Below are 14649 nucleotides of genomic sequence, written 5' to 3'. Positions count from 1 at the left end.
CACGGACACCGGGACCAACGAGGCGGTGTGGGGCAGGTCACGCGCCGTACGGGTGAGAGCGGGCCCCGAACTCAGATGCGGCCCCGGCACAGCTCCAGCATCGTCATCGCGAAGGACGTGCCCGGCTTGCCCAGCGCGTCCCTGTAGTGGGCCAGCACCTCCATCTCGCGGGCCAGGTTCACGCGCCGGCCGCCCGAGGCGATACGGGCCTCCTGGATGACGGCCGAGACGGCCACGCGCTCCTGGATCAGGCCGATGATCCGGTCGTCGAGCGCGTCGATGCGTTCGCGGGCGCCGGTGATCAGCTCGGCCGCGTCCTCGGTGCGGGCGCCGGTCTGCTCGGTGGGGGTCTTGGTGGCGGTCATGTCGGTGGGGCTCCTCGTTCGTGATCGGAGCCCCGGGGCGGCACGGCCCGGGCGGAAGACGACAGGCGCCCCGGGCCTTGTCGGCCCGGGGCGCCTGGGAAGTCGCTTGTCAGTTGCTCAAGCAGCACGACCATGGCAGCCGGACCGGCCGGTGCCATAGGTAAAGACGAAGGTCGTGTGCTTGTGCATGGGCAGCAGTATGGGCCCCGGCGGGACGGGGATGCCAGTCGGCCCCGCCCCTGGTTCGGATGGTGAGACGAAAGGACTGTCGGCCGCGCCGGTAGAATCGACAAATACAGACCCCCTCCCACCGCCGGAAGGCCGCCGAAGTGTCACCAGCGACCCCCGCCGCCGCCTCGCCCGACAGCAGCCCGGACGTAGTCCTCGTTGTCGACTTCGGCGCGCAGTACGCCCAGCTCATCGCCCGCCGCGTCCGTGAGGCCCGGGTCTACAGCGAGATCGTCCCGTCCACCATGCCGGTGGCCGAGATGCTGGCCAGGAACCCCAAGGCGATCATCCTCTCCGGCGGCCCGTCCTCCGTGTACGAGGAGGGCGCCCCCCGCCTCGACCGCGCGATCTTCGAGGCCGGTGTCCCCGTCTTCGGCATGTGCTACGGCTTCCAGCTGATGGCCACGACCCTCGGCGGCACCGTCGACAACACCGGTGCCCGCGAGTACGGGCGTACGCCGCTGCACGTGTCCAAGGGCGGCTCCACGCTCTTCGAGGGCACGCCCGTCGAGCAGTCCGTGTGGATGTCCCACGGTGACGCCTGCTCCGCCGCGCCCGAGGGCTTCACCGTCACCGCGTCCACCGACGTCGTGCCGGTCGCCGCGTTCGAGAACGACGAGAAGAAGCTGTACGGCGTGCAGTACCACCCCGAGGTGATGCACTCCACGCACGGCCAGCAGATCCTCGAGCACTTCCTCTACCGGGGCGCCGGTATCGAGCCGTCCTGGACCACCGGGAACGTCATCGACGAGCAGGTCGCCCTCATCCGCGAGCAGGTCGGCACCAAGCGCGCCATCTGCGGGCTCTCCGGCGGTGTCGACTCCGCCGTCGCCGCCGCGCTCGTCCAGCGGGCCATCGGCGACCAGCTCACCTGCGTCTACGTCGACCACGGGCTCATGCGCAAGGACGAGACCGAGCAGGTCGAGAAGGACTTCGTCGCCGCGACCGGCGTCCAGCTGAAGGTCGTCGACGCGCAGGAGCGGTTCCTCGGCGCCCTCGCCGGGGTCACCGACCCCGAGGAGAAGCGCAAGATCATCGGCCGGGAGTTCATCCGCGTCTTCGAGCAGGCGCAGGCCGAGATCATCGCCGAGGCGTCGGGCGACCAGCCCGTCGAGTTCCTCGTGCAGGGGACCCTGTACCCCGACGTCGTCGAGTCCGGCGGCGGTACGGGCACCGCCAACATCAAGTCCCACCACAACGTGGGCGGCCTCCCCGAGGACCTCGAGTTCCAGCTCGTCGAGCCGCTGCGCAAGCTGTTCAAGGACGAGGTGCGCATGGTGGGGCAGGAGCTGGGCCTGCCCGAGGAGATCGTGCAGCGGCAGCCCTTCCCGGGGCCCGGGCTCGGTATCCGTATCGTCGGCGAGGTCACCAAGGAGCGTCTGGACCTGCTCCGCGAGGCCGACGCCATCGCCCGCGAGGAGCTGACCGCCGCCGGTCTCGACCGCGAGATCTGGCAGTGCCCGGTCGTGCTGCTCGCCGATGTGCGGTCCGTGGGCGTGCAGGGCGACGGGCGGACCTACGGGCACCCGATCGTGCTGCGGCCCGTCTCGTCCGAGGACGCCATGACCGCCGACTGGACGCGGATGCCGTACGACGTGCTCGCGCGGATCTCGACGCGCATCACCAACGAGGTCAAGGACGTCAACCGCGTCGTCCTCGACGTGACGAGCAAGCCGCCGGGCACCATCGAGTGGGAGTGACCCTCGTGTCCCTCCCCGCGTGACGCCGAGCCGCCGCCCACCCCCCGTGGGCGGCGGCTCCGTCGTTCTTCTGGCCACTTGCGGCCACCGGCGCTACCTTCCGCGCCATGAGGGACGCCTCCAGCGACCGCGACGACGACCCGCCGGCCATCGCCCTGCCGCCCGCCCACACCTCCCCCGAAGAGGAACGCGCCCACCGCCGTCAGCGCCTCGCGGAAGCGCTGCGGATCTTCGCGTGCCTCGGCTACGAGGACGGGGTCTCCGGGCTCCTCACCGCCCGCGACCCCGAGCTGCCCGACCACTGCTGGGCCAACCCGTTCGGCGCCCCGTTCTCCTCGCTCGGCGAGGACGACCTGGTCCTGGTCGACGCGGACGGCCGGGTGGTGCGCGGCTCCGGGCACGTCAACCAGGCCGCGTACGTGGTCCATGCCGCCGTGCACCGGGCCCGCCCCGAGGTCGTCGCCGTCGCCCACGGCCACACGCCGTACGGCCGGGCGCTGGCCGCGCTCGGCGAGACCCTCGATCCGCTCAGCCAGGAGGCCTGCGCCTTCTACGAGGACCACGCCCTGTACGACCGGTACACGGGCGTCGCGGTCGACCCGGACGAGGCCCGGCGCATCGCCGCCGCCCTCGGCGGGCGCAAGGCGCTGGTGCTGCGGAACCACGGCCTGCTGACCGTGGGGTCATCGGTGGACGCGGCCGCCTGGTGGTTCATCCAGCTGGAGCGGTGCAGCCAGGTGCAGCTGGCCGCACGCGCGGCGGGCAAGCCGGTCCTGATCGGCCGCCGCGACGCCCTGGCGACCCGGGAGCGGCTGGGCGGCGACCTGGCCGCCTGGCTGAACTACCAGCCGCTGCGGTGCCGGACCGGTTGAGCGGACACGGGTTGTCGTACGTACCTCTGGTACGGGCCGGGCGAGCGGGCTCGTACGCCCATACGCGCACGGGCCGCCGTGCACGGCCTCTTCCGGGGCCGCCGGGGACAATGGGCCGAAAAGCGAGGGTGAGAGTCATGGCGCACACGTACGGCAACGGACAGCCGGGAGCCGAGCGCGGATGGCGGGCGGTCGCGTCCCGCTACGCGCTGCTGCCACTGCGGATCTTCCTCGGCGTCACCTTCGTGTACGCGGGGCTCGACAAGCTGACCGACGACCGGTTCATGTCCGCCTCGGGATCCGGCTCCGTCGGCGAGCTGATGCGGTCCGTACGGGACGGGTCGGCCGTGCCGTGGCTGGTCGACCTGGCGCTGCGCAGCCCCGAGGGCTTCGGGTACGCCATCGGGTTCGGCGAGCTGGCCGTCGGGATCGGCACGCTGGCCGGGCTGCTGGCGCGGCTCGCCGCCGCGGGCGGGGCGCTCATCTCGCTGAGCCTGTGGCTGACCGTCAGCTGGCAGAGCGACCCGTACTACTACGGCAACGACCTGGCCTATCTGATGGCGTGGCTGCCGCTCGTGCTCGCCGGGGCGCCCATGTTCTCGCTGGACGCGGTCCGGGCGGCGCGCCGCCGCCGCACGCGGTAGCCGATCCACGCGGCGGTCGCCGCCAGCCACAGGCCGCCGAACAGCACCGGGAACACCACGTACCAGGGGGCCTGCCAGTCGCCGGTCGCGTCGCCCGCGTACAGCGTCGCGACGCCGAGCGCCGTGGCGCCCGCGACCAGCCGGCCGGGCCGGAACTCATGACGCAGCACGGGTGACCTCCACCAGTCCGATCGCGACCTCCAGGTGCAGGTCCAGGGTGCCCCCGCGGATGACACCGGCGGGCGGCGGGATGCTGACCGTCACGTCCTGCGCCGGCCCCTCGTGCCGCTCCTGCGCGGCGGCGCCCGGCAGCAGCACCTCGCCGAGGCCCGCCTCCGCGTGCACGTTCACCGTCACGTCCGGGGGCACCACGACCTCCAGGTGGCCCGCGCCCAGCTCCGCCGCGGTGCGCGCGGTGCCCTCGGCCGGGATGTCCAGCGCCGACAGGTCGAGGGTCGCGGAGCCGCTGCCCAACTCGTACCGGGGCTGGACCTCGGCGACCGTGGCGGGCCGCCATTCGGCGCGCGTGAACTGCGTGCCGATCTCATGGGGCAGCGCCGACGCGCCCGCCAGCAGCAGCGCGGTGACGACCGTCATGAACACCGTGCCGAAGCCCGTACGGCCCAGGAAGGAGCTGACGGCCAGCCCGAGCCCGAACACGGTCAGGGCGCTCGCGAGCCCGATCTGCAGACAGACCGCGAGCGGCTGCCCGTCCCACGCGGCCGCCGTGCCGATGACGCCCGCGAGCAGCGCCAGCACCAGGACGAGCCCCCCGATCGAGCGCGGCCCGGCCGGCTGGGCAGGGCGCGGCGGCGCGCCCGCACCCCAGGGGCGGTGCGGAGGCGCGGGCGCCGGCTGGTCGGCGTCACTGTCGGGCGGTCCCCACAGGTAGCCGACGGGCACCGGGCCCGTGGAGCCGTCCTTGACGATGGGGTCGCGCCACCAGGACATCATCCCGCCGGGCGGCGGCGGTGCCTGGGTCTCCGGCGGCGCCTCCGGCACGGTGTGCGCGGCGGCGGCCGCGTCGGGCTCCCGGTCCCCGGCGAGGCGGCGCCGCTGCGACCACAGGGCCGCTCCGCTCAGGCCGCAGGCCAGCAGGATCGCGAACGATATGGTCTGCCCGTTGGCGCCGAGCATCGACAGGAACAGCCCGCAGCCCACGAGCGCCATCAGCACCGCGGTCAGCGAGGCGCCCTCGACCCGCCCGGACAGCAGCCGCCGCGCCTCGTTCTCCTCCTCGCCGTCGGCGGCGATCAGCAGCCAGGCGAAGCCGTAGAAGATCAGCCCTATGCCGCCGGCCACGGCGAGCACGCCGAGCACGACCCGGAACACCACCGGGTCGAGGTCGAAGTGCCGGCCGAGGCCCCCGCACACCCCGGCCACGACCTTCTGCCGCGTCGTACGCCGCAGCGGCGGGTGCGGCGGGGCGGCGGGTGCCTCCGGCGGGGCGGGCGTCGTGCTCGTCATACGACCATGGTGACGGCCTCCGCCCGCCGGCGGCACCGGGGCCGACCCTGGCCGCGCCCTGATATTTTCCCGACTTCTCAGGGACGGGTTCAGGGCCGCCCCTGATGTTCCGGCCGCTGCGGCGTGTGACCATCGGTGCATGCCAGTCGCCGCCCGCATGCCCGAGACGACCGACGAGCCGCCCGTGCGCAAGCTGTACCGCAGCGCCGACGGGCGGATGCTCGGCGGTGTCGCGCGCGGTCTCGCCGGCCACCTCGGGCTGCCGGTCATCTGGGTGCGGCTGGCGTTCCTCGGCCTGTTCCTGGCCGACGGGCCCCTCGGCACGCTCCTCTACGCGGCGTTCTGGCTCACCGTGCCCCTCGGCGTCGGCGGGCGGGCGCCGCGCCCCCTCCTGGAGACCACGCCCGACGGGCGGCGCCGGCTGCGCAAGCCCGACCGGGGCCAGGTCGTCGCGCTGATCGCGCTGATGATCGGCGCCGTCGTGTTCGTCGGCACCGTCGACCTCGGCGGCCGCGCCAACCGGTACGTGTGGCCCACCCTGCTCGTCGGGGTCGGCGTCGTCCTGGTGTGGCGGCAGGTCGACAACGCGCGGCGGGCGAGCTGGACCGAGCCCGGCCGCCGCAAGCGCCTGTTCCAGCTGGCCCGCGGCCTCGCCGGGGTCGCCCTCGTCGGCATGGGCCTGACCGTGTTCATGGTGGTCCGCGGCTCGGCCGCCCAGCTCGGCACGGCGCTGACCGCCGCCATCGCGGTCCTCGCCGGCATGGCGCTGCTCGCCGGCCCCTGGCTCGTCCGGATGTCCCAGGACCTGTCCGAGGAGCGCACCATGCGCATCCGCGCCCAGGAGCGGGCCGAGGTCGCCGCCCACGTCCACGACTCGGTGCTGCACACCCTGACGCTGATACAACGCAACGCCGACGACGCCGCCGAGGTGCGCCGGCTCGCCCGCGCCCAGGAGCGCGAGCTGCGCAACTGGCTCTACCGGCCGGAGGGTACCGGCAAGGACGAGGCGGAGGAGCCGCAGACCGTCGCGGACGCCGTCCGCAGGGCCGCCGCCGAGGTCGAGGACAAGCACGGCGTGCCCCTGGAGGTCGTGGTCGTCGGCGACTGCCCGCTCGACGAGCGGCTCGGCGCACAGATGCAGGCCGCGCGCGAGGCGATGGTCAACGCCGCCAAGTACGGTGGCGGGGGCGGGGCGGTGCAGGTGTACGCCGAGGTCGAGGGCCGTACGGTCTTCGTCTCCGTACGGGACCGGGGGCCCGGCTTCGACCTCGACGCCGTGCCCGCCGACCGGATGGGCGTAAGAGAATCGATCATCGGCCGGATGCAGCGCAACGGTGGCACGGCGCGGGTGCGGTCGGCGCCGGGCGACGGCACCGAAGTGGAGCTGGAGATGGAGAGGGCGGAGGCGGACGGATGACCACCGAGGGGACGACCGAGCGGCCGGCGGAGCGCCGGGTACGGGTGGTGCTGGTCGACGACCACCGGATGTTCCGCACGGGGGTGCAGGCCGAGATCGGCCGTACCGAGGAGACCGGCGTGGAGGTGGTCGGCGAGGCCGCCGACGTGGACCAGGCGGTGACGGTCATCACCGCGACCCGCCCGGAGGTGGTCCTCCTGGACGTCCACCTCCCGGGCGGCGGCGGGGTCGAGGTGCTGCGGCGCTGCACGGCGCTGATGGCGGACCCGGAGAAGCCGGTGCGCTTCCTGGCGCTGTCCGTGTCGGACGCGGCCGAGGACGTGATCGGCGTCATCCGCGGCGGGGCGCGCGGCTACGTCACGAAGACGATCACCGGGACGGACCTGGTCGACTCGGTCTTCCGGGTGCAGGAGGGCGACGCCGTGTTCTCGCCGCGCCTGGCCGGGTTCGTGCTGGACGCGTTCGCGTCGACGGACGCCCCGCCGGTCGACGAGGACCTGGACCGGCTCACGCAGCGGGAGCGGGAGGTGCTGCGGCTGATCGCGCGCGGATACGCGTACAAGGAGATCGCGAAGCAGCTGTTCATCTCCGTGAAGACCGTCGAGTCGCACGTCTCGGCGGTGCTGCGCAAGCTCCAGCTCTCCAACCGGCACGAGCTGACCCGCTGGGCGACGGCGCGCCGGCTGGTGTGACGTGCGCCGCGCGGGGCGTTCCCGCCTGCGGTCCCGTCTGCGGCTCGGGCGGGTCTGACGTGCGCCGACGGGCCGGTTCCGGGTGGTTGAGGGCTGGCGTACGGCTATTTGTGCGGTAATTGGTACATAGGAACGGCAACCTGGATGCCCTTCCGGCCCTCCTACCTTCCGTGATGAGCCTGACGGGTACTCCCTTCTTCGTGACGGCGATCGTCCTCGCGGTGATCGCTGTCGTGCTGCCCTTCCTGCTGTGGAGCCGGCTGCGGGGCCCCGCCATCGTCCGGGGCGCCATCCGGCTGGGCATGGTGGGCTTCGCGCAGATCACCGCGATGCTGGTCGTGTTCGTGGCGGTGAACAACGCGAACAGCCTCTACAGCGGCTGGGACGACCTGCTCGGCCGGGAGGACCACGTCGACTCGGCGCTCGACCTCGGCCCCGACGGGCTCGGCGGCCGCCGCATCGCCGACCTGCCGAAGGTCAAGCAGACGTTCAAGCCGGTCGACGACCCGGCCGTGGGCAGCCGCGTCGTGTCGACCCAGCTCGTCGGGCGGGTGTCGGGCGTGAAGGCCGACGTGTACGTCTGGCTGCCGCCGCAGTACGACGACCCCGCGTACCGCGACAAGAAGTTCCCGGTCGTCGAGTTGTTCTCCGGCTTCCCCGGCACGCCGAAGTCGTGGTTCGCGGGCATGCACGTCAGCGAGCAGCTGGAGCCGCTGATGCGGGAGGGCAAGGTCGCGCCGTTCATCCTGGTCTCGCCGCGCACCAAGCTGCTCGGCGACCAGGACCCGGGCTGCTCCAACGTGACGGGCCGGATCAACACGGCGACCTGGCTCAGCGTCGACGTACGGAAGATGATCACGGACAACTTCCGGGCCGTGGAGACGCCCGACGGCTGGGCGGCGGCCGGTTTCTCCGCGGGCGGCCACTGTGCCGCCAAGCTCACGCTGGCCCACCCCGACCGCTACCGGTACGCGATCAGCATGTCCGGCTACAACGACCCGGCCGCCGAGCGCTCCTCGATCACCGGCAAGGACCCGCAGCTGCGGCACGCGAACAACCCGATGACCATCCTCAAGGAGGCGAAGACCCCGCCGCGCGTCACCATGCTGTTCACCGGCGACGGCGGCGACGGCTACCAGCAGGGCGTCGACCTGCGCGCGGTGGCCAAGCCGCCGACGCGGATCGATGTGCGCCGGGTGATCGGCGGCCACCGGACGACGACGTGGAGCAAGGACGTCCCGGCGGTCTTCACCTGGCTCACCGCCCAGCTGGAGGGCGCCGGCGCCGAGCTGCTCGGCGGCCGCCCCTCCGGTGCGGGCAGCCCGGACACCGCCCGCGTCGGCGGCACCGGCGACGCGGCGCCCGCCCCGCAGGGGCAGTACGGCTCCACCACGGACACGTCCCGGCGGGAGGACGGCGACGGCTGGTCCTTCTGACGGCCGGCTCGTTCTCCGACGGCCTCTCAGGCGACGCGGGTGGCGCCCGCCCAGGGCATCTCGTCGATCGGGGCGATCCGGATCGTGGAGCCCGTACGCGGCGCGTGGATCATCTTGCCGTCGCCGATGTAGAGGCCGACGTGGCTGAGGCCCGAGTAGAAGAACACCAGGTCGCCCGGGGCGAGCTGGGAGCGGGCCACCCGCTGCCCGGCGTCGATCTGCGTGTACGTGGTGCGGGGCAGCGACACCCCCGCCGCGCGCCACGCCGCCTGGGTCAGCCCCGAGCAGTCGTACGCCGACGGGCCGGTCGCCCCCCACTGGTACGGCTTGCCGAGCGCCCCGTACGCGTACGCGACCGCTCGGGCGGCGCGCGGGTTCGGCGCCGCGATCGCGGAGGGCACGCCGGCCGTGCGGTCGGCGCGGGAGGCGCGGTCGGCCCGCGTGCCGTCGCCCGCCCCGCCGTGCCCGTGCGGCGCGTCACGGTAGGCGGCGCGCTCGGCCGCGGTGAGCCGGGCGAGCAGCTTGCGCGCGGCGGACAGCCGCTCCTGGACGGCGGCCTTCTGCCGCTTCAACTCGGCCTGCTGGGCCGTGAGTTCCCGTACGTGCCCGTCCGCCTCCGTACGGAGCCGGTCGATCTCCACCAGCTGGCCGCGGATCGAGGCGACGGCGTCGGCCTGCCGGGCGCCGATGCGGTCGGCGAGCTCCGCACCGCGCAGATACGCCTCCGGGTCGGAGGAGAACGCCAGCTGGAGCGTGGGGTCGAGACCGCCCGACCGGTACTGGGCGGCCGCCGTCGCGCCCATCGCGTTGCGGCTCGCGTTGAGCCGCTCCATCCGGCGGGCGGCCTCGTCGCGCAGCGCGTCGAGGGCGTCCTGCGCGCCGTCGGCCTTCTCCTTCGCCCCGTTGTACTTCTCCGTCGCCTCCTCGGCCTCGTGGTACAGCCGGTCGACCTTGGCCTTGACCTGCGCGGACGTGAGCTGCGGCTCCGCGTGCGCGGCCCCGTCGAAGGCGGTGGCGGTCGCCGCTCCGGCGAGCGCGAGGGCGGCGGCCGTGCGGCCGGCCTGACCGCGGGGCGTGCGCTGCTTGGGCTTCCGGTGCGCTGCCACGGGGGCGGTCACTTCCCTTCGCTACGGGGGCGGGGGGAGCCCGGGGCGGCCGCTCGGGGCCGGGCCGGGCCCGCTGGGGGAGGACGCTAGGCCCGGGCCTTCCCGGAGGGCGGGGCGGTGACCGTTATTGGCCGCAGGTGAAGGTTCCGGTGCGGGTTCGGGATGCACCCATCCCGTCGGAATCCTGAACTCCGGATCAGCTGTGACCGAGGTGACGAAAGAGGGCCACCTGGGTGAGGGCGGGTGGTATGGCCCGCATTAGGCTCCGCCCCATGGACGTACTCATCAATGTCTTCGTCGCGCTGCACATCATCGGTATCGCCTCGCTCCTGGGCGGTTTCCTGACCCAGATGAAGGCGATGGGCGCGGGCACGGCCCGCATGGTCCCGGCGATGCTGCACGGCGCGCTGACCATGCTGGTCACGGGCGTGATCCTGGTGGGCCTCAACCAGGCCGAGGGCGCGGCCGTCAACAACCTGAAGATCGGCATCAAACTGGCGGTGCTGGTCGTGATCCTCGGCCTGGTCTATGTGAAGCGGGACGACGAGAAGATCGACAAGGCGGTCTTCGGCGCGGTGGGCGGCCTGACGGTCGCGAACATCTTCATCGCCACCCTCTGGACCTGAGCCGCCCGGACCGACGTGCGCCCGCGCCGGTCAGGCGGGGCGCACGCTGCCGTAGATCGGCATGTAGTAGATCGACTCCTCGCGGACCGTCGTCCCGGGCTTCGGCGCGTGGATCATCTTCCCGTCGCCGATGTAGATCCCGACGTGGCTGATGTCGTCGTAGAAGAACACCAGGTCCCCCGGGAGCAGATCCTCCGTCGCGATCCGCCGGCCCACCTCCACCTGCTCCCAGGTGGTACGGGGGAGGTCGACCCCGGCCGCCTTCCAGGCCGCCTGCGTCAGCCCCGAGCAGTCGTACGAGCTGGGGCCGGTCGCGCCCCATACGTACGGCTTCCCGATCTGCGCGCGGGCGAAGGCGAGGACCTTCTCCGCCTTGGCCGCGTAGTCGGTCTGCGCGCCCGTGCCGCCCGAGGGCTGCTCCTGCTGCTCGCGCTGTTCCTGCTCCTGTTGCTGCCGCTCCCGCAGCCGGCGGGCCTCGGCCTCCGCCTTCTCGGCGGCCAGCCGCCGGGCCTCCGCCTCCCGCTGCCGCTCCAGCTCCGCCAGCCGGGCCCGCTCCTCGGCCGTCAGCCGGGCCAGCAGCCGCCGCGCCTCGCCCAGCTTCCGCTGGACGGTCTGCTTGGCGGTCCGCAGCTCGGCCTGCGACGTGCTCAGTGACTCCAGGCTCCTCGTCGCCTCGGCCCGCTGCTCGGCGGCGGCCGCCTGCTGCTCCTGGTAGTCCGTGATCTCCTGCTGCTGCCGGCCGGACAGCCGGGCCAGCAGGTGCTGCTGGTCGGCGTACGTCTGCGGACTGTCCGAGAAGAGCAGCGCCGCCGTGGGGCCGAGCGCCCTGGAGCGGTACTGGGCCGCCGCGTACGCGCCCAGGGCGCGGCGCGACTCGTTGAGGGCCTGCGTGCGCTTCGCGGCCTCGTCCAGCATGCCGTCGACCTTGCGCCGCTGGCGGTCGGTGGCCTCCTTGGCCTTGTTGTACTGCTGCGTCGCCGTGCCGGCCTGCCGGTACAGGTCGTCGACCTTCTTCTGCACCTCCTCGACCGTCGGCTGGGCCGCGCCGCCGCCGGGCCGTGGCTCGGACGGTGTGGCCCCGGCGTTCTGCGTGGACAGCAGGGTGACGGAGGCGAGGGCGGCCGTCGTGAAACCGACGGCGGGGGAGTGGGACCGGAACGTGCCGCTGGGACGGCTGCGCGGTTTGCGATGCGACGCCAAGGGTCGGCATCTCCTTCCGTGGACCGCCTACCGGGTTAGCTGTCGGGTTCGGGCGGGATACGGAAGGTGCCCTACGGCCTCGCCGCAGGCGGCGGCGCGGGCCGATTCACCCCGGTGGAACTGGGTGGGTCCCCGGCTCCGGGCACGGCCGCGCGATCGGTGCGCGGGCAGGCCGGATTCGGCGTGGGCAGCCCGATCGGCGCGGGTCGCCGATAGGGGGACAGGCCGCTTGGGCGAGACGCTAGCCAACCTGTGGTGGCGCTGTGAAGGACGATGTTCGATATGCCCGATACATTTCCGTGACCTTTTGCGGACCTGTCGTATGACGCGCGAACGGTCGCCAAAGCGTCGCACAGTGTGACGAAACCGGTTCGGGCCCGGGTGTCGGTGGGGCCGCCTAGACTCGATAGGCGATGAGCAGCCTCTTTGACGACAGCTTCCTGGCGGACCTCCGGAACCACACCTCGGAGGAGCCCCCGCCGCCCCCCGAGGACTCCGAGGCCGACGCCCCGGCCCCGGAGGAGGTCCCGTACGACCTCTTCGAGGGGAAGTTCGACGTGCCCCCGGACCGGGACCCGTTCTACCGCGACGGCTCCCCGCGCCCCGTCGTCGACCCGGCCGCCCTGCTGGACGGGCTCAACGAACAGCAGCGGGCCGCCGTCGCCCACACCGGCTCGCCGCTGCTCATCGTGGCCGGTGCGGGCTCCGGCAAGACCCGCGTCCTGACCCACCGCATCGCCCACCTCCTCGCCACGCGTGACGTGCACCCCGGCCAGATACTGGCCATCACGTTCACCAACAAGGCCGCCGGCGAGATGAAGGAGCGCGTCGAGCAGCTCGTCGGCCCGCGGGCCAACGCCATGTGGGTCATGACCTTCCACAGCGCGTGCGTCCGCATCCTGCGGCGCGAGTCCAAGAAGCTCGGCTTCACCTCGTCGTTCTCGATCTACGACGCGGCCGACTCCAAGCGGCTGATGGCCCTGGTCTGCCGCGACCTGGACCTCGACCCGAAGCGGTACCCGCCGAAGTCCTTCAGCGCCAAGATCTCCAACCTCAAGAACGAGCTCATCGACGAGGAGACCTTCGCCGACCAGGCCGTCGACGGCTTCGAGAAGACCCTCGCCCAGGCCTACCGGATGTACCAGGGGCGCCTCCGCGAGGCCAACGCCCTGGACTTCGACGACATCATCATGACGACGGTCCACCTGCTCCAGGCGTTCCCGGACGTCGCCGAGCACTACCGCCGCCGCTTCCGCCACGTCCTCGTCGACGAGTACCAGGACACCAACCACGCCCAGTACACCCTCGTACGGGAGCTGGTCGGCCAGCCGGGCGGCGAGGGCGATCCGGAGCCGGCCGAGCTGTGCGTCGTCGGTGACGCCGACCAGTCGATCTACGCCTTCCGCGGCGCGACCATCCGCAACATCCTCCAGTTCGAGGAGGACTACCCGGACGCGACGACGATCCTGCTGGAGCAGAACTACCGCTCCACGCAGACGATCCTGTCCGCCGCCAACGCGGTGATCGAGCGCAACGAGAGCCGCCGCCCCAAGAACCTGTGGACCAACGCCGGGACCGGCGCCCAGATCACCGGGTACGTGGCCGACACCGAGCACGACGAGGCGCAGTTCGTCGCCGACGAGATCGACCGGCTCACGGACGCGGGCGAGGCGAAGGCGGGTGACGTCGCCGTCTTCTACCGGACCAACGCCCAGTCCCGTGTCTTCGAAGAGGTCTTCATCCGCGTCGGCCTGCCGTACAAGGTCGTCGGCGGCGTGCGCTTCTACGAGCGCAAGGAGGTCCGTGACGTCCTCGCCTACCTGCGCGTCCTCGCCAACCCCGAGGACACCGTCCCGCTGCGCCGCATCCTGAACGTGCCGAAGCGCGGCATCGGCGAGCGCGCCGAGGCCATGATCGACGCCCTGTCGCTCCGCGAGAAGATCACCTTCCCGCAGGCCCTGAAGCGCGTCGACGAGGCGTACGGCATGGCCGCCCGCTCGGCCAACGCCGTCAAGCGCTTCAACCAGCTGATGGACGACCTGCGCACGATCGCCGAGTCCGGCGCCGGCCCGGCCGTGGTGCTGGAGGCCGTCCTCGAACGGACCGGCTACCTCGCCGAGCTCCAGGCCTCCACGGACCCGCAGGACGAGACCCGTATCGAGAACCTCCAGGAACTGGCGGCGGTGGCCCTGGAGTTCGAGCAGGAGCGCGGCGAGGAGCAGGGCGCGGGCACGCTCGCCGAGTTCCTGGAGCAGGTCGCCCTCGTCGCCGACTCCGACCAGATCCCCGACGAGGACGAGGAGGGCGACGGCGTCATCACGCTCATGACCCTGCACACCGCGAAGGGCCTGGAGTTCCCCGTGGTGTTCCTGACGGGCATGGAGGACGGCGTCTTCCCGCACATGCGCGCCCTCGGCCAGACCAAGGAGCTGGAGGAGGAGCGACGCCTGGCGTACGTGGGGATCACCCGCGCCCGCGAGCGGCTCTACCTGACGCGGTCGTCGATGCGCAGCGCCTGGGGCCAGCCCGCGTACAACCCGCCGTCCCGGTTCCTGGAGGAGATCCCGGACCGGCACGTCGAGTGGAAGCGCACGGGGCGGATGGCCGCGCCGGCGTCCGGGGCCCGCTCGTCCGGCCCGGCCTCCGGGATCGCGGCCTCCCTGTCGGCGTCCCGGGCCCGCTCGGGCCCCTCGGGCTTCGCCACGCGGCGCACGCAGGACAAGCCGGTGGTCGCGCTGGCGGTGGGCGACCGGGTCACGCACGACCAGTTCGGCCTGGGCACGGTGATGTCGGTCGGCGGCTCGGGCGAGAAGGCGGAGGCGGTCATCGACTTCGGCGACGCGAAGCCGAAGCGCCTGCTGCTGCGGTACGCACCGGTCGAGAAGCTGTAGCGGTA

At 72.8% G+C, this 14649-nt stretch carries 13 protein-coding genes and 1 riboswitch; of the genes, 8 read left to right on the top strand and 5 right to left on the bottom strand.

Features of this window, described 5'->3' with window-relative positions; all coding sequences use genetic code 11:
* Window positions 1-71: 71 nt before the first annotated feature.
* Window positions 72-365, bottom strand: coding sequence for a chorismate mutase (locus ABEB09_RS12110; protein WP_345689909.1), 294 nt, complete (start codon window positions 363-365; stop codon window positions 72-74).
* Between the two features lie 329 nt (window positions 366-694).
* Here ABEB09_RS12110 and guaA point away from each other — a divergent pair, with 329 nt between their 5' ends.
* The 3 genes from guaA (at window position 695) to ABEB09_RS12095 (ending at window position 3809) form a co-directional block, all read left to right on the top strand.
* A complete protein-coding gene (guaA, locus tag ABEB09_RS12105) occupies window positions 695-2293 on the top strand; it encodes a glutamine-hydrolyzing GMP synthase (protein WP_345689908.1) in 1599 nt (532 codons plus the stop codon).
* Between the two features lie 107 nt (window positions 2294-2400).
* Entirely contained in the window at window positions 2401-3165 is a 765-nt protein-coding gene (locus ABEB09_RS12100; RefSeq protein WP_345689907.1) for a class II aldolase/adducin family protein, read from the top strand.
* Between the two features lie 137 nt (window positions 3166-3302).
* Window positions 3303-3809, top strand: coding sequence for a DoxX family membrane protein (locus tag ABEB09_RS12095; protein WP_345689906.1), 507 nt, complete (start codon window positions 3303-3305; stop codon window positions 3807-3809).
* Here the strand turns inward: ABEB09_RS12095 and ABEB09_RS12090 are convergent.
* Window positions 3716-3979: a hypothetical protein gene (locus tag ABEB09_RS12090; protein ID WP_345689905.1), complete on the bottom strand. Its 264-nt coding sequence runs from the start codon at window positions 3977-3979 to the stop codon at window positions 3716-3718. The two genes, ABEB09_RS12095 and ABEB09_RS12090, sit on opposite strands and share 94 nt — an antisense overlap.
* Window positions 3966-5276, bottom strand: coding sequence for a PspC domain-containing protein (locus ABEB09_RS12085; protein WP_345689904.1), 1311 nt, complete (start codon window positions 5274-5276; stop codon window positions 3966-3968). The genes ABEB09_RS12090 and ABEB09_RS12085 overlap by 14 nt, the downstream gene beginning before the upstream one ends.
* A 139-nt stretch (window positions 5277-5415) precedes the next feature.
* Between ABEB09_RS12085 and ABEB09_RS12080 the strand changes: the two genes are divergently transcribed.
* The 3 genes from ABEB09_RS12080 (at window position 5416) to ABEB09_RS12070 (ending at window position 8821) form a co-directional block, all read left to right on the top strand.
* A complete protein-coding gene (locus ABEB09_RS12080; protein ID WP_345689903.1) occupies window positions 5416-6693 on the top strand; it encodes a PspC domain-containing protein in 1278 nt (425 codons plus the stop codon).
* On the top strand, window positions 6690-7385 hold the full coding sequence (locus ABEB09_RS12075; protein WP_345689902.1) for a LuxR C-terminal-related transcriptional regulator: 696 nt from the start codon (window positions 6690-6692) through the stop codon (window positions 7383-7385). Before ABEB09_RS12080 ends, ABEB09_RS12075 begins: the two co-directional genes overlap by 4 nt.
* A 173-nt stretch (window positions 7386-7558) precedes the next feature.
* Window positions 7559-8821: an alpha/beta hydrolase gene (locus ABEB09_RS12070; RefSeq protein ID WP_345689901.1), complete on the top strand. Its 1263-nt coding sequence runs from the start codon at window positions 7559-7561 to the stop codon at window positions 8819-8821.
* Between the two features lie 26 nt (window positions 8822-8847).
* On the opposite strand, the gene ABEB09_RS12065 is transcribed toward ABEB09_RS12070, so the two are convergent.
* Window positions 8848-9927, bottom strand: coding sequence for a C40 family peptidase (locus tag ABEB09_RS12065; protein ID WP_345689900.1), 1080 nt, complete (start codon window positions 9925-9927; stop codon window positions 8848-8850).
* 272 nt (window positions 9928-10199) lie between these two features.
* Between ABEB09_RS12065 and ABEB09_RS12060 the strand changes: the two genes are divergently transcribed.
* Entirely contained in the window at window positions 10200-10553 is a 354-nt protein-coding gene (locus ABEB09_RS12060; protein ID WP_345689899.1) for a hypothetical protein, read from the top strand.
* Between the two features lie 30 nt (window positions 10554-10583).
* Here ABEB09_RS12060 and ABEB09_RS12055 read toward each other — a convergent pair whose 3' ends face one another.
* The gene (locus ABEB09_RS12055) at window positions 10584-11753 is read right to left on the bottom strand and encodes a C40 family peptidase (protein WP_345689898.1); all 1170 of its coding nucleotides are present in this window, start codon (window positions 11751-11753) and stop codon (window positions 10584-10586) included.
* 8 nt (window positions 11754-11761) lie between these two features.
* A riboswitch (cyclic di-AMP (ydaO/yuaA leader) is annotated at window positions 11762-11913 on the bottom strand.
* Between the two features lie 253 nt (window positions 11914-12166).
* Between ABEB09_RS12055 and pcrA the strand changes: the two genes are divergently transcribed.
* Window positions 12167-14644 carry a DNA helicase PcrA gene (gene pcrA / locus ABEB09_RS12050; RefSeq protein ID WP_345689897.1) on the top strand — a complete coding sequence of 826 codons (2478 nt, stop codon included), beginning with the start codon at window positions 12167-12169 and terminating at the stop codon, window positions 14642-14644.
* Window positions 14645-14649: the final 5 nt, after the last annotated feature.

Origin of the sequence: Streptomyces coeruleoprunus (genome assembly GCF_039542925.1) — a bacterium.
GTDB classification, from domain to species: domain Bacteria; phylum Actinomycetota; class Actinomycetes; order Streptomycetales; family Streptomycetaceae; genus Streptomyces; species Streptomyces coeruleoprunus.
The sequence above is the reverse complement of the archived record's forward strand: the minus strand, read 5'-3'. Positions and strand labels throughout refer to the sequence as shown.

Excerpts from the sequence above, each read along its gene's own strand:
- ABEB09_RS12110 (WP_345689909.1), bottom strand. The coding sequence starts at position 365 with ATGACCGCCACCAAGACCCCCACCGAGCAGACCGGCGCCCGCACCGAG.
- ABEB09_RS12100 (WP_345689907.1), top strand. The coding sequence starts at position 2,401 with ATGAGGGACGCCTCCAGCGACCGCGACGACGACCCGCCGGCCATCGCC.
- ABEB09_RS12095 (WP_345689906.1), top strand. The coding sequence starts at position 3,303 with ATGGCGCACACGTACGGCAACGGACAGCCGGGAGCCGAGCGCGGATGG.
- ABEB09_RS12085 (WP_345689904.1), bottom strand. The coding sequence starts at position 5,276 with ATGACGAGCACGACGCCCGCCCCGCCGGAGGCACCCGCCGCCCCGCCG.
- ABEB09_RS12080 (WP_345689903.1), top strand. The coding sequence starts at position 5,416 with ATGCCAGTCGCCGCCCGCATGCCCGAGACGACCGACGAGCCGCCCGTG.
- ABEB09_RS12075 (WP_345689902.1), top strand. The coding sequence starts at position 6,690 with ATGACCACCGAGGGGACGACCGAGCGGCCGGCGGAGCGCCGGGTACGG.
- ABEB09_RS12070 (WP_345689901.1), top strand. The coding sequence starts at position 7,559 with ATGAGCCTGACGGGTACTCCCTTCTTCGTGACGGCGATCGTCCTCGCG.
- ABEB09_RS12060 (WP_345689899.1), top strand. The coding sequence starts at position 10,200 with ATGGACGTACTCATCAATGTCTTCGTCGCGCTGCACATCATCGGTATC.
- pcrA (WP_345689897.1), top strand. The coding sequence starts at position 12,167 with ATGAGCAGCCTCTTTGACGACAGCTTCCTGGCGGACCTCCGGAACCAC.